Source organism: Desulfuribacillus stibiiarsenatis, assembly GCF_001742305.1.
GTDB lineage: Bacteria > Bacillota > Bacilli > Desulfuribacillales > Desulfuribacillaceae > Desulfuribacillus_A > Desulfuribacillus_A stibiiarsenatis.
This window is the reverse complement of record NZ_MJAT01000012.1, coordinates 138207-153099: the sequence shown is the minus strand read 5'-3', so window position 1 is coordinate 153099 and position 14893 is coordinate 138207. Positions and strand designations below refer to the sequence as shown.

Here is a 14893-nt window from a genome sequence, read left to right as displayed (position 1 = left end):
CCCCTCAGTTTGGTATTCCGTGTCTTTTACTCGATAACAATCTATCCTTATATATCAAAGTTACGGCTTAAGTTAGCCATTTCAATCGCAGATACTGCCGCTTCCCAACCTTTATTCCCTGCTTTTGTGCCTGCACGTTCAATCGCTTGTTCAATGGAGTCTACCGTTAATACACCGAAGATAATTGGTAGTCCTGCTTTTAAGCTTGTAGAAGCTACCCCTTTCGCCACCTCATTGCATACGTAATCAAAGTGAGGTGTAGACCCACGGATGACAGCACCTAAAGTAATAATGGCATCATATTTCTTGGAGTCTGCCATTTTTTGCGCAATTAATGGAATTTCAAATGCCCCTGGCACCCATGCAACTTCAATATCATCTTCTTCTACACCATGACGTTTAAAAGCGTCAACCGCACCAGTATACAATTTAGAAGAAATAAACTCATTAAATCTGCCGACTATAATGCCTACTCTCAGTCCTTGTCCTATTAAATTACCTTCATATATTTTCATTATTATCAACCTTTCTTGTATCGTAGTGGAATCTAGCTTATAAATCTTAGAATTGTAACATATGGCCAAGTTTTTCTTTTTTCGTACGCAAATAATGATTATTACATGTGCATGATCCGACTTCTAATGGAACTCTTTCCACAATTTGCAGTCCATATCCTTCTAATCCTTTTAATTTTTTCGGATTATTCGTCATGAGTTGAATCCCATGTATTTTTAGATCCTTAAGAATCTGAGCGCCAATTCCGTAATCTCTTAAATCAGCAGCAAAGCCTAATTTAATATTCGCTTCTACTGTATCGTAACCTTCATCTTGAAGGTTATATGCTTTAATTTTATTGGTTAAGCCAATGCCTCTGCCTTCTTGACGCATATATAACAATACGCCTCGTCCAGTTTCTTCGATTTTCTTAAGCGCTTCTTTTAATTGTGAACCACAATCACAACGTAAAGATCCTAGCACGTCTCCCGTAAGACACTCTGAATGAACTCTTACTAGAACTGGCTCACCATCTGATACATCACCTTTTACTATCGCTAAATGTTCTTTATTATCAAAGCTATTCTTATATACTAATACCCTAAATTCACCAAACTCAGTGGGAAGATTCGCTTCTGCTGCAACTTCCACGTGTTGTTCATTCGATGCGCGATAACTGATGAGATCCTTAATCGTAATGAACTTCAGGTCGAATTTTCGAGCCAATTCTTGAAGCTGTGGTACCCTGGCCATTGTACCATCATCATTAATAATCTCACAGATTACACCCGCTGGATACCCTCCAGCAAGTTTCGCTAAATCTACTGCCGCTTCTGTATGACCAGCACGTACTAATACACCACCAGTTTTAGCGACTAACGGGAAAATATGCCCTGGTTTCTTAAAATCCTCTGGCTTAATCTCTGGATTTAACATATCAGCAATTGTTTGTGCACGTTCGTATGCAGATATACCTGTAGTTGAGAGTGGTCCATCTATCGATACGGTAAATGCTGTGCAAAGGCTGTCTGTATTCGTTTCTACCATTGGTTGCAGCTTTAATTCTTTGGCGCGTTGTTCATGAATTGGTACACAGACCAATCCCTTACCATGACATATCATAAAATTTATATTTTCTGGTGTTGCCTTATCCGCTAGACAAACAAAATCCCCTTCATTCTCACGGTCTTCATCGTCTACGACAATGACAATCTTACCTTCTTGTAAATCTTGAATGGCTTCTTCTATTCTGTTAAACATGCTGTGACCCCCAATTCATATTTATATCATACCCATTTTTGCTAGATAGTCCATATCGATCTTCTTTGATTCTTTGGGTTCCTTAAAGCTTACTAAGCGTTCTACATATTTCGCAATCATATCACATTCAATATTGACGATATCTCCTACTTTTTTCTTGCCAAGGGTGGTGATGTCTTTCGTATGTGGAATGATAGACACTGAAAACGATTGATGCGTAACCTCAATAATAGTTAAACTAATGCCGTCGATTGTGATTGAACCCTTTGGTATCATGTAGCGCAACATATTTTCCAACGTTTGAAAGGTGAGAATAATCGCGTTTGCTAGTGTTTTTCTTTCAGCTAGAGTTGCAACGCCGTCCACATGACCACTTACTATATGTCCACCGAACCGGCCTCCTGCTTGCATGGCTCGCTCTAAGTTCACAGGGCTATTGGCTTTTAATAATCCAAGATTGGTATGCTCCATTGTCTCCGGCATTACATCCACTGAAAATTGTTGCTGATTATACTGGGTAACTGTTAAGCAAATGCCATTCACTGCAATACTATCGCCTAAGTTTACATCTCGTAAAATTTCTTTCGCTTGAATGGTGACTCTACGCCCTAAACCTTGTGCGTTTTGTATGGATTGTATATAACCAATCTCCTCTATAATTCCAGTAAACATCTCTACGACCTACCCTTCCTGAACATCCGTTATATAGTTAGGATAGCCTATTATACATAAATCTTCTCCATAATGTCGCGTTTCAATATTTTTCAACTCAATCGCCTGCTTCATCGAAGGAAAGCTAGATCCTCCAAATACAGATATAGCGTCATTACCGCCAATGATTTTTGGCGCTATAAACAAGACTAATTTATCGAACAACTGCTGTCGCAAAAAGCTTCCGTGTGTTCGACTACCACCCTCTACTAATATACTTGTAATCCCTCTAGCTCCAAGTTGTATCAGACAATCTCGCAAATCCACTTGTCCATCCTGCGATTTAGCGATAATAATCTGGATGCCTCGCTCTAGCAATCTCTGCTCCTTCTCATGATCCCGCTGTTCTGTACAAATAATTAGAGTTGGTGCAATATCAGTGTCTAACACTTGGGCATCCTCTTGAATTGTTAAATGGCTATCGAGAATAACGCGAATTGGGTTCCGACCACCCTCACCTAATCTAGTCGTCAGCATTGGATCGTCGTAACTTACTGTATTCACACCAACTAAAATCGCATCTAACTGATTACGCAATTGATGTACTTTGTTTCTTGATAGTTCGTTGGTTATCCACTTACTATCTCCAGATTTTGAAGCGATTTTGCCATCAAGCGTAATTGCTGCTTTTAAGACTATATATGGAATCTTTGAAACTACATATTTATTGAATATTTCATTCATTTTCATTGATTTTTCTGCTAGTAAACCAACAACTACTTCAATTCCAGCTTCTTGTAGCGCTGCAACACCTCTTCCAGAAACCAATGGATTTGGGTCGAGGGTAGCAATATACACCTTCCGAACACCTTCTTGAATAATCCTTTGTGTGCATGGAGGTGTTTTGCCAAAATGATTACACGGCTCTAATGTGACATACATTGTGCTTCCATGAGCGGCACTTCCTGCCATATTTAATGCATGAATTTCAGCATGTTCAGTTCCTGCTTTTAGATGTGCTCCCATACCAATAATCTGCTGATTCTTAACAATAACAGCCCCTACCATCGGGTTTGGGCTAGTCCTACCTTCGGCAGATTCTGCCAATGTAAGGGCCAAGTTCATATAATCAATATCGTTCATTGGTACTCCCCTTTGTTTACTAGTCCTGACAATAAAAGCCCCAGAAAAATTTCTGGGGCTGATCATACAATGTGAAAAGCATATTAATAGACATATGCTCTACATGATTTTTGACTGATATTTCATCCAGACTTTACTGTCGGCTTTGGATTCTCACCAAATCAACTACAATGAAGTAGTTCGCGGGCTTCAGTTCATACTGTTACCGCCGGTCGGGAATTTCACCCTGCCCCTACAGTCAAAAAAATATGAAATTAGTAGAACTTATTACAATCGATTACTATCGATTAAATCTTTGTGGAATGCGGTCGTTCTTCACAATATCATCAAGGCTCTCACGCTCCACCACAAGATCCGCTTGTCCATCGTAGACAAATATAACAGCAGGGCGTGGAATTCGATTATAGTTGTTGGACATCGAGTAACCATATGCTCCCGTGCATGATACGGCTAATATATCTCCTGGTGTAGCTTCTGGTAAGTCTATATCCCAGATTAACATATCTCCGCTTTCACAACACTTACCAGCAATCGATACTTTTTCTTTTGCTGCTATTGTTGCTTTGTTAGCAATCATAGCTTCATACTTCGCCTTATACATTGCTGGTCGAAGATTATCTGTCATACCTCCATCGACTGCAACATAACGACGGATTCCAGGGATATCTTTAGAGGTTCCGATGGTGTACAGTGTTGTACCAGCTTCGCCTACGATACTACGACCTGGTTCTACCCAAATCTCTGGCATGTCAATTCCAAATTTCTCAACATCATTACGGATTGCTTGTGCTAATGCCTTAATATAATCAGCGACAGGTAGAGGTGCGTCTGCTTTATTATAGCGAATACCAAATCCTCCGCCAAGATTCAGAACGCGAATTGTGATATCAAAGTCCTTAATCACTTGTGCATACCATGCAACCATTTTCTCTGCTGCCATTTCAAACCCACGTACATCAAAAATTTGCGATCCAATGTGTGCGTGGAAACCTATCAATTCAAGATTCTTTAGCGCTTGAACAACTTCAACACCTTGACGCGCTTGACCATTGTTCAAATCAAATCCAAACTTAGAATCTGCTTGTCCTGTTTGAATATATTCATGGGTATGTGCTTCAACACCTGGTGTAATACGCATTAAAATTTTGGCTACTTTACCCATCTCTTGAGCTACCTTATTTAGCAACTCTAATTCCACTAAATTATCAACTACAAAGCAACCGATGTTCTCTTTTAATCCGTATTGTATCTCGGAAACGGTTTTATTATTTCCATGAAAATGGATGCGGTCTCTAGGGAAGTCTGCTTTTACTGCAGTATGTAATTCCCCTTCAGACACTACTTCTAAAGACATATTTTCTTGCTCAACTAATTTATACATAGCAACCGTAGAAAAAGCTTTACTTGCATAGGCTACTTGATACTTCACTCCACACTCTTGGAAGGCTTGGTGATAATTCTGAATTTGTTTGCGAATTAAAGCTTCATCAAAAACATATAGAGGAGTCCCAAACTGTTGCACTAAATCAACCGTATCACAGCCTCCGATATCCAGATGACCTCTATCATTAATTTTGCTTGTACCATGTAAATACATAATACCGCCCCTTTTCTCCCAATTTATTCGTATCGTTGAATCGACTAGATATTGATTTAAATCTAGGTACTAAAGAAAACTTGGCTTACGCCAAGTTTCATATATGACGAAAGAATTCATGTGAATTATTTTAACATTAAGATTAAAATATTTCAATGAATTCTATATATTCAACTTTAAGCTTTCAAATAGTCTGGCTTTATGCTGTTCTGATGCTTGCCACACTTATCGCCCCAGCATGCAATGACGTTACCATCCATAACTGTCTCTATAACTTCACAAACATTCGGGCAATCTTTACATTCAAAGCCCTTGGTAGCAAATTGTCGATCTGTTAACTCGAATCCACGGAAATTAGTACGCTTTGTTACCATTACTTCTTCTTTCGCCAAAATAGCACTTCCAATGGCCCCCATGACATTAAAATACTCAGGGATGTGAATTTCTATCCCTAACTCTTCTTCAAATGCTTTTTTCAATCCAGCATTCGCCGCCACCCCGCCTTGGAATATCACAGGACCTACTATCTTCTTGCCTTTTGCAAGGTTATTAATATAGTTTCTAACTAATGCTTTACAAAGTCCGTATATAATATCATCAATGTTACATCCAATTTGCTGTTTGTGTATCATATCAGATTCTGCGAATACGCCGCATCTACCCGCAATTCTCACATCCGCCTTCGATTGCAGAGCATAGGTTCCGAATTCTTCAATTGGTATACCTAGTCTTGCAGCCTGTTGGTCTAGAAAAGAGCCAGTACCCGCTGCACATACTGTGTTCATAGCAAAGTCTGTAATAATACCGTTTTCTAGTAAAATCAGCTTCGAATCCTGTCCGCCAATTTCTATCACTGTTCTTACATTGGGAATCAAGTGTTGTGCCGCTACTGCATGGGCTGTAATTTCATTTTTTACAACATCGCCCCCAGCAATAATGCTAGTCAGGTTTCTCGCACTACCGGTAGTCCCCACACCAGCAATTGTTACATCCTCTGGCAGTTCTTTCATAATTAATTTCATACCATTTTGCACAGTCTGAATAGGTCTACCGTGCGTTCTTAAATATAAGGATGCAATCACTTTCCCTAATTCATCTAAAGCAACAATATTAGTACTAACTGATCCTACATCAATTCCAAGATATATATTCATATTATACTCCTTCCAAGCTTAAATTTTCACGTGTTGTCAGGTTTGGATTGGCATCTGCTATTCTTTGCTTGCGTCGAATTAAATCTACGAATGCTTCAATTCTAGTGTCAACACCGGCTTCTCCAGAATGTTCATCAAATATTAGTGAGAGTATAGGAATGTCTTCTTTTTCCGATATTTCATTTAAGATTGACATACTCACGATTTCTGGAGTGCAAGTAAAAGGCATAATTTGGATGATGCCATCATACCCTTTGCGAGCATATTTCACTGCATTTGCAACGGTATGATATCCATGACCGCCAATCTTGTTTTTCAAATAGCGTGATGCAAACAATTCGTGGCCACCTGTATTCTTGGTTTTAAATACATTTTCGCTAATATAATCGCTTACGTACTCCGTACGCGTAATACTTACTCCTAAATTCCCGAGCTTTTCTTCCACATTGTGATTGGCCGATGGTTCGAGTAATAAATATATTTCTCCGACAATCGCAATATGTAATACTTCACGATTCCACTTTTTCGGGATATCTTCTACTTCTTGCTTAAGATCTCCAAAAAGCTTTTTCATTAACTCTTTATCATTGGTCTGATCAATTAAACGAACGGCCTTTTTCCAAAACTTCGAATGAGCACCTGACTCCACTTCGAACGCTCGGTTACGTAGTATGATTTCTTCTAATTCATCTAACATTTTAATTTTTTGCCAACCGTGAAAAACGGCTGAAAGAATCGCATACCAGCTTTTATTGGGGAAATTTGCTTTAATACTTCGGAAGAACTCTTGTCTTCCGGTACGGGGTTGTTCAATGACAATAACATTAATGTCATAACCTAAATCCTTAAGAATTTCCCTATGCACTTGCGCATAATATCCAAATCGGCATGGTCCATGTCCACCTGCCATGACAACAGTATCTGCCCCTTTTTCGATGGACTCAAGAAAATTCCCAAGATTTATCTTTAAAGGCAAGCACGCTGACTCCGGACCATGTACATTCCCTAAATTCATTGTTTTCTTAGTGATTGGTGGTGGTACAATCACTTCTATGTCTAATGCTTCAAACAACGCTTTCATCCCGACGTAAAAGCTGCCCATGTGCGGAAATGTCACTTTCATCAACTGTACCTCCTTTAGCTTTTCTCTTAATCATATCGATAAATGCCTCTAAGCGAGTAATGAACCCAGCTTCCCCCGTGTGTTCATCTACAGTGATTGATAAGATTGGAATATCAGATTCGCGTTTATATCTTCTCTCAATCAGTTCCTTAGTAATTGCATCCGGCCCACAAGAAAATGCGTTCACTAGAATAAGTCCATCAATATTTTTATGATCTAGATGGTGGAACGCTCCACCGATTAATTCTCTGTTCAAAGACCAAAACAAATCTTTTTGTAAATGATTCGTTGCTTCATCAATTTGTGTTTCCGTTAACATCTCTGTTGTTTTGACCGTGCAACCAGATTCTTCTAATTTTTCAATCAAGTTCATCGATACTTGATAATCATGGATGATATACGAATGGCCAATGACAGCTATGCTTAAAGATTGATCGCTTCGTTTCTCTTGACTTTTCAATGTCGGAAACCCTTTACTATAGTGATGTAAAGCTTTGGAATAGTCCATACCGGAGTGAATGGCTGCTTTAAATTTTTTGTGAATATCAACGGCTGCAGAAACTGCTTGATAGATAGTAATTGGACTCTTGTTGAACTTAGATGCTAACTTCAATACTTCCATATAAAAGTCATTCTTGTTAATCCTTACGTTAATGGTTGGCTCTAATATAGGCGGCAGGTCATGCTCTCTTAATGAGCTTTTCACTAAGTCCGGAAGCCCTAGAAATTTCGGACAAAGAAATCGATATTGCTCGACACTAATGAATCTTGGGATAAAAATGTAGTCTACTTTCATTTTTGATAGTTCTAATATATGACCCATGTACAGTTTCAATGGCAAGCATGCCTCATCAATGGTGTTCATGACGCCTTCTTTAAGAATTTCTTTTGTCGTATTCGAGGACGTAACCACCTCTACGCCTAATTTCGTAAAAAATGTATGCCACATTGGATAATATTTATGATATAGAAACGCTTTAGGTATTCCGACTCTAAGCATTAATATCCCCCCTATTAGTATTTTCCCTATATGTATTAACCCTTGGGTTTAAATATGAGCGACATGAAAAACCCGAAGATAATTGCGGATGAAATCCCAGCACTAGGAACTTCAAAGATACCCGTAACAATTCCAATCAATCCATTTCGTTCTGCTTCCGCCATCGCACCATGAACTAAAGCATTACCAAAGCTCGTAATCGGTACTGTCGCACCTGCACCAGCGAATTGAATCAGTGGTTCATATAAGCCAAATCCATCAAGAATTGCTCCAGCAACTACAAGAGTACTCATCACGTGTGCTGGCGTCATTTTAATAACGTCTATCATGAGTTGTCCTATGACACAGATTAAGCCTCCAACTAAAAACGCTGCCCAATAAGTACCCATTATGGATTCACCTTCCTTTCAATTGCTACTGCATGTGCAATACAAGGAATCGATTCTCCTTGCATATAACTTACTGGACTTAACAAGGCACCTGTTGCTACTATTAACACTTTATTCAATTTTCCAGCTGCCATTTTCTTTAGTACATGTCCATAGGTGACTGTTGCACAACAACCACAGCCACTTCCACCTGCAAATGCTTCTTGATTCTTTAAATCGTAAATCAGAAGCCCACTGTCTAAAAATTGATTAGATAAAGCAATTCCTTCTTGCTTTAATAACTCTTTAGCAATTGGATGTCCAACGCTTGCTAAATCACCTGTCATAATCAAGTCGTAATCATCGGGAGATCTGCCTGTGTCACGTAAATGTGTAGCTATCGTATGTGCTGCTGCAGGTGCCATGGCCGACCCCATGTCAAACGGATTTTTTACCCCTAAATCTTGAATCTTCCCAATCGTCGAATATGTAACTGCAATATCCGTTGGGGTTGCACCTACAATAATGGATCCAGCACCTGTGACTGTACATTGTGCTGTAACAGGTTTTTGGCCACCATACTCAGTGGGATAACGATACTGTCTTTCTGCCGTAGCATTATGGCTACACGTCGCGGCTAACGCATATTTACCAAAGCCGCCTTCTACAATGGCGGAAGCAAGTGACAATCCTTCCATGGATGTAGAGCAAGCGCCGTATATGCCTAAATACGGTTGACTTAAGGTTCTAGCTGCAAAACCAGCACTTATATTCTGGTTTAATAAATCTCCAGCTAAAAACACATCAATATCTGTTTTTGCGAGATTTGCCTTTTTGATTGCAATGTCTATACTTCTTTCCAGCAGAAATCTTTCTGCCTTTTCCCAAGAGTCTTGGCCCATATATTGATCTTCATATCGTTCATCAAAGTCACTCGCTAAAGGCCCCTTAGACTCCATTTCACCAACTACACTTGAATAGCTTATGACGTTAACATTGGAATAGTGCCATGTCTGTTTCCCTATTTTGTTCCCCAAGTTAGATCATCCTCCATAGCGTTTTGATTAAAGCAATGAAGAAAGCAGCGACAACACCAAATACTATAACTGATCCTGCGAGCTTAAACATATTTCCACCAACACCCAACACCAATCCTTCTGATCGATGCTCCATTGCTGCAGAGGTAATAGAATTGGCAAAGCCTGTCACGGGAACTGCTGAACCCGCACCTGCAAATTGTCCTAATTTATCATAAACTCCTAAGCCAGTCAGTAAGGCAGCAATGAAAATCATGACTGCAACCGTAGGATTCCCCACTGTTTCTGGTGTAAAATTAAAATACGTAAGAAAAATGTTTTGTACAAATTGTCCAAACATACAGATAAGACCTCCGACAACAAAGGCTACAGCTACGTTTCGTAGAATCGGTGGCTTAGGCGATAATTGCTTCGTTAAGGTCTGATACTTTTGAGGGTTATTCTCCATTGTTCTACCTCCACATCTTGATGTTGGTGATTGTGATTCATTTGATATTCACATATATAACCCAATAGAATAATGCCCCAGAGACTTTCCCTAATACTAGAGCAAATACAAAATGAATCATATAATCCGTCATTCTCAGGCGTTTCGTCATGACTGGCAATAAATTAAAGACCTCTGTTAACCCTGCGGCTAGTAGCCCGATAAATACTCCACTAAATAATCCAAACGTGAAGAGTCCGATAAATCCGGTAGGGATTTGCAAAGTGAAAAAATCACATACGGTCCATGTCACAGCTCCAAATATAGTAGCTGTTGCATAACGATTGACTGTACTTTCCGTTTTTGTTAACTGTGCCAGTCTAGGCAGGATATCTAATACCGTCAATACAGCCGCTAAAGCCCCACCAACAGCAATTCCATTGGCAAATCCGACTAAGATTTCCGTTATGATAATGACCATCAATTAGAATCCTTGCTACTGTTTTTTTGTTTTTTTATGAGATATTTATCCACATTCTCTTGATATAAGAACATTTCAACATCTAAAGGGCTAGGCTCTTCTGTAATCTTCTTTTTAAATAAGTGATTAAAAAATATAATCATCCCTAGGCCAACCCCTAAAGAATATGGAATTTGTAGCCAGTAAGGGTTATCATTTTCTTCCCCGGATAAAAGAAAATGTAAATTTTGATGGACTTCCTTCATACTTACATCTTCATGAAAGTTCATGATTGTGAGTCCAGCACCAAAAAACAAAACTAGCCATGCTAATCCTACGAAAAAGACATTTGTAGATTTCTTCTCATTTGTCTTCTCTACGATTATATGGTCTGCACCTATTAAATTAATATTAGAATTCGGTATTGCAATCGATATTTCTTTTATGACATCGAGTGCAGAAATGACACAGATATTTCCATCTTCCTCAGTTAAAGTATAGACTTTAACTTCACCAACTATACATGCATTGGTTGCAGTAACCCTTGCAATATCTTTTACATATAGATTTATCACTTGAGGGGCAATCACAATCTTTTGTTTCATCTGCAAGACAATTTCGGACATAAAAAAACCTCCAGTCAGAAAACTGTAGGTTTAGTATTTGTTAAGACTATGATCCTATTCAACTAATTTGTTCTTTAATATGATTGAGTATTTTCTTTTCTAGTCTTGAGACTTGTACTTGGGAAATTCCAAGACGATTGGCTACCTCAGTCTGCGTCTGATCTTTAAAATATCGCAAATATATAATGAGTTTTTCTCGTTCTGGAAGATCTTTTATTACTTCTGCTAATGCTAGTTTGTCAAACCATTTATTCTCATCGGTATCAGTGATTTGGTCCATTAATAATATTGGATCCCCGTCGTTTTCAAAAACGGTTTCGTAGATAGACTTTGGTTGTTTATTTGCTTCTAACGCAAACACTACTTCTTCCGATGTAACACCAAGCTCTTCCGCTATTTCGCTAATCTTCGGAGTTCGCGATAGGGTCTTTGATAAATGATCCCTAGCTTTTTTTACTTTTTGCGATAGCTCTTTGATCGAACGACTAACTTTTATAGATCCATCATCACGAATGAATCTTTGAATTTCTCCGATAATCATAGGAACCGCATACGTAGAGAATTTCACTTCATAGGATAAGTCAAATTTATCAATCGCTTTAATCAGTCCAATACTGCCAATCTGAAATAAATCATCCGGTTCATACCCACGGTTAATAAAGCGTTGCACAACAGACCAAACTAATCGTAAATTCGTATTTACGATTCGATCTTTTGCCTCGTGGTCACCTGCCTGGCTCCTTACAATTAATTCTTTTAACTCTTCATCTTTTAAGTACATATCCTCACCTAATTCGTTGGAGCAGTCTTTTTAATCTTTTTACGCATCTTAATCTGCGTACCTTTATCTAACACTGATAATACTTCCATTTCATCCATCAAGTGCTCCATGATTGTGAAACCCATTCCTGAACGTTCTAAGTCTGGTCGCGAAGTATAAGTTGCTTCTTTTGCTTCATCGACATTTTGAATCCCACAACCTTCGTCACGGATTATTATTTCTATTCCATCACTATCAATTGTTGCTTCTATATATACAAAACCTGACTGACGATTGTACCCATGAATGATTGCGTTCGTAACTGCTTCCGATACTGCCGTTTTAATATCTTCAAGTTCTTCCACTGTCGGATCTAATTTTGCTGCAAAAGCAGCTACTGTAGCTCTTGCAAAACTCTCATTCCCCGATATGCTAGAAAAAGCTAACTGCATTTTATTTGTCTGTTCCACTGTTTACTCCTCCCCAAGTGCCTTCAGTGCATCTGTTTCTGTTTCGTAGAAACTCATGATCTTCTTTAATCCAGATAGCTCCACTATTTTATCTACTTGTCTATTAATGCAGCAAATTACTAGTTTTCCCCCATCATTATTGACCTGCTTATATCTGCCCAAAATGACACCTAGACCACTAGAATCCATAAACGTCAGATTCTCTAAATTCAGTACTATGTGTTTCGCTAGCTTCTTCGTCCATTCTTTTTCAATCGCTGAACGAACTATATCGGCAGTATGTTGATCTAATTCACCACTTAAATAAACTATTAGACTGTCTTGGGAATTCTTATGGCTGACCGTTAAATTCATATATGTATTCCTCCTTTTCTATCCTCCATTCTACATTGATTTTTTGTTTTCCTGCCTGTCGACAAAACTAGTCAAAACATTATCTAATTCGTCAAGGAACGAAAATTGCGAAGTGTCAATTTCGACACTTCGCGACAAGTTTTGCGTCCCGATTTGAACCCTATTTATTAGCTGACGGTTCTGTTTGTTGTTTCTCATTCTCTTCCAATTGTGTTTCTCCGATTTCAGCTTTGTTTCCAAGTAACTTAGCACTAGGCTTAAACCAATAACCGATTGACCTCATACTCATCTTCATAAAGCTTGCTTTTTCAATATCTGTTTCGGCAACTAGTGAAATTCTTGCCATTTCTTTGTCTCCATTTTGGATGGCTATGTATCCGATTGGTTCCCCTTTTTTCACAGGAGCATTTATATGTTCAGGCACGAAAATCTCTTTCGTAAATGTAGATGTATTCTCACTTTTCTTAAGTAACAGAAGTAGGTCATCTTCAGCTACAATGTTTACTCGATTCGATTGCCCTTTATTTACAAAAAGCTCACTAACGAATTCACCCTTTTTAATAATTGGCTCGCTCTTATATTTACTAAACGCATAATTGAACATCTCTGATACTTCTTGACTCCGCATCTTCGAAGTTGGCTCACCCATCACGACTGCAATGACGCGTAAATTGTCTTTTTTGGCTGTGGCAGACAAGCAGTACTTCGCTTCACTCGTATATCCAGTTTTTAATCCATCAGCTCCCTCGTAAAACTTCACGAGACGGTTTGTATTGACTAACCATAGAGGACGATCTGTGTCTTTTCTTAAATAATCACTGTAAATACTCGTATACATAGTAATTTGTGGATACTTCCTTAATAGCTCTCGTGACATAATCGCTATATCAAACGCTGTTGTATAATGTGATTCATGTGGTAGCCCATGACTATTCATGAAATTCGTGTTCTTCATACCAAGTTCTTTTGCTTTTTGGTTCATCATTTTGACGAATTCTGCTTCCGTGCCAGCTAAGTGCTCTGCCATAGCTACTGTTGCGTCATTCCCTGATGCAATAGTAATTCCTCGCAGCATTTCTTCCACTGTCATTTGCTCATTCGTCGCTAGAAAAATCTGTGAACCACCCATAGCAGATGCGTTTTCACTTGCTGTTACTACATCAGTAAGAGAAAGAGCTTGTTGTTCTAATGCTTCCATTATTAATAGAATCGACATTACCTTTGTAATAGATGCTGGTGGAAGCTTTTGATGGCTGTTTTTCTCAAACATAATTTGACCAGTATAAGAATCCATTAAGACAGCTGATTTAGCATTTGATGCAAGCTCAGCTAATGCACCTTCCGTTTTATTAGCTTCTGCGCTAACAACTGTAAGATTTGAGACGATTAAGATAAAACATAATAAGTTAGCTACTATAATTTTTGTATATTTCCTCATATCTTTGCCTCCTTTGTCAAATATTAGTTTGTACCGACTTAGGATTTTTTATAACAAAAAAAAACGCACAAAATGTGCGTTTTAGAAATTTTGCTATTATGCAGTGTTTTTTTTAATGCTTTACCTTATCAGTATTACAATCCGTACAGCGCTCTTCAACGTTTTTCAGAGCGGCAATCTTTTCAATATATGCAATGATTTCATCTAGTTCATCATAGGATTGCAAATCTCCTTTGGAAACAGAAATCATATTATTCCACACACTGATTCCTAACGTCTTAGGTGCTAGACATACGTGTTGCTGTTCAAATAAAGCTAGAGATTCTGTTTCACAAAGAATGACATCTATCTCTTCGATATCGTCGCAGGAAATCGCGGATAGCTTTCCCTCTTGTAATTCAAAAGCAGCTAGATTTCCAAGTACATCCCGGATCGCTCGTACCAATAATGGATTTGTAAAGGCCATCATTACACGAATCGGCTTCTCCATACTATTTCACTCCATTAACAAAAGTTGTTGTTTGGTTCAC

18 protein-coding genes and 1 riboswitch are annotated in these 14893 nt (G+C 38.6%); all 18 genes read right to left on the bottom strand.

What is annotated here, in order from left to right; all coding sequences use genetic code 11:
* Positions 1–47: 47 nt before the first annotated feature.
* A complete protein-coding gene (ribH, locus tag BHU72_RS06365; protein ID WP_069702034.1) occupies positions 48–518 on the bottom strand; it encodes a 6,7-dimethyl-8-ribityllumazine synthase in 471 nt (156 codons plus the stop codon).
* A gap of 43 nt (positions 519–561) precedes the next feature.
* Positions 562–1755: a bifunctional 3,4-dihydroxy-2-butanone-4-phosphate synthase/GTP cyclohydrolase II gene (locus tag BHU72_RS06360; protein ID WP_069701797.1), complete on the bottom strand. Its 1194-nt coding sequence runs from the start codon at positions 1753–1755 to the stop codon at positions 562–564.
* A gap of 21 nt (positions 1756–1776) precedes the next feature.
* Positions 1777–2427 (bottom strand): riboflavin synthase, encoded by a 651-nt coding sequence (ribE, locus tag BHU72_RS06355; protein ID WP_069701796.1) that lies wholly within the window; start codon positions 2425–2427, stop codon positions 1777–1779.
* Positions 2428–2436: 9 nt separating this feature from the next.
* On the bottom strand, positions 2437–3549 hold the full coding sequence (ribD, locus tag BHU72_RS06350) for a bifunctional diaminohydroxyphosphoribosylaminopyrimidine deaminase/5-amino-6-(5-phosphoribosylamino)uracil reductase RibD (protein WP_069701795.1): 1113 nt from the start codon (positions 3547–3549) through the stop codon (positions 2437–2439).
* Between the two features lie 109 nt (positions 3550–3658).
* Positions 3659–3792: riboswitch (FMN riboswitch) on the bottom strand.
* 37 nt (positions 3793–3829) lie between these two features.
* Positions 3830–5146, bottom strand: a complete 1317-nt coding sequence (gene lysA, locus BHU72_RS06345) for a diaminopimelate decarboxylase (protein ID WP_069701794.1) — start codon at positions 5144–5146, stop codon at positions 3830–3832.
* Between the two features lie 176 nt (positions 5147–5322).
* On the bottom strand, positions 5323–6300 hold the full coding sequence (locus tag BHU72_RS06340) for an acyl-CoA dehydratase activase (protein WP_069701793.1): 978 nt from the start codon (positions 6298–6300) through the stop codon (positions 5323–5325).
* A 1-nt stretch (position 6301) separates the two neighbouring features.
* Positions 6302–7423 (bottom strand): 2-hydroxyacyl-CoA dehydratase, encoded by a 1122-nt coding sequence (locus BHU72_RS06335; protein ID WP_069701792.1) that lies wholly within the window; start codon positions 7421–7423, stop codon positions 6302–6304.
* Entirely contained in the window at positions 7365–8423 is a 1059-nt protein-coding gene (locus BHU72_RS06330; RefSeq protein WP_069701791.1) for an acyl-CoA dehydratase activase-related protein, read from the bottom strand. Before BHU72_RS06330 ends, BHU72_RS06335 begins: the two co-directional genes overlap by 59 nt.
* A gap of 35 nt (positions 8424–8458) precedes the next feature.
* Positions 8459–8812, bottom strand: a complete 354-nt coding sequence (gene spoVAE, locus BHU72_RS06325; RefSeq protein WP_069701790.1) for a stage V sporulation protein AE — start codon at positions 8810–8812, stop codon at positions 8459–8461.
* Positions 8812–9828, bottom strand: a complete 1017-nt coding sequence (gene spoVAD / locus BHU72_RS06320) for a stage V sporulation protein AD (protein ID WP_176720421.1) — start codon at positions 9826–9828, stop codon at positions 8812–8814. Before spoVAD ends, spoVAE begins: the two co-directional genes overlap by 1 nt.
* A gap of 1 nt (position 9829) precedes the next feature.
* Positions 9830–10276, bottom strand: a complete 447-nt coding sequence (gene spoVAC / locus BHU72_RS06315) for a stage V sporulation protein AC (protein WP_069701789.1) — start codon at positions 10274–10276, stop codon at positions 9830–9832.
* A 37-nt stretch (positions 10277–10313) separates the two neighbouring features.
* Positions 10314–10736, bottom strand: coding sequence for a stage V sporulation protein AB (locus BHU72_RS06310; RefSeq protein ID WP_069701788.1), 423 nt, complete (start codon positions 10734–10736; stop codon positions 10314–10316).
* Positions 10736–11341 carry a stage V sporulation protein AA gene (locus tag BHU72_RS06305; RefSeq protein ID WP_069701787.1) on the bottom strand — a complete coding sequence of 202 codons (606 nt, stop codon included), beginning with the start codon at positions 11339–11341 and terminating at the stop codon, positions 10736–10738. Before BHU72_RS06305 ends, BHU72_RS06310 begins: the two co-directional genes overlap by 1 nt.
* A 58-nt stretch (positions 11342–11399) precedes the next feature.
* Positions 11400–12122, bottom strand: a complete 723-nt coding sequence (gene sigF, locus BHU72_RS06300) for an RNA polymerase sporulation sigma factor SigF (RefSeq protein WP_069701786.1) — start codon at positions 12120–12122, stop codon at positions 11400–11402.
* Positions 12123–12130: 8 nt separating this feature from the next.
* Positions 12131–12553 (bottom strand): anti-sigma F factor, encoded by a 423-nt coding sequence (spoIIAB, locus tag BHU72_RS06295; protein WP_069702032.1) that lies wholly within the window; start codon positions 12551–12553, stop codon positions 12131–12133.
* 21 nt (positions 12554–12574) lie between these two features.
* Positions 12575–12925, bottom strand: a complete 351-nt coding sequence (gene spoIIAA / locus BHU72_RS06290) for an anti-sigma F factor antagonist (RefSeq protein ID WP_069701785.1) — start codon at positions 12923–12925, stop codon at positions 12575–12577.
* A 160-nt stretch (positions 12926–13085) separates the two neighbouring features.
* On the bottom strand, positions 13086–14363 hold the full coding sequence (locus BHU72_RS06285) for a D-alanyl-D-alanine carboxypeptidase family protein (RefSeq protein WP_069701784.1): 1278 nt from the start codon (positions 14361–14363) through the stop codon (positions 13086–13088).
* Between the two features lie 112 nt (positions 14364–14475).
* Positions 14476–14853 carry a hypothetical protein gene (locus BHU72_RS06280; RefSeq protein WP_069701783.1) on the bottom strand — a complete coding sequence of 126 codons (378 nt, stop codon included), beginning with the start codon at positions 14851–14853 and terminating at the stop codon, positions 14476–14478.
* Positions 14854–14893 lie beyond the last annotated feature (40 nt).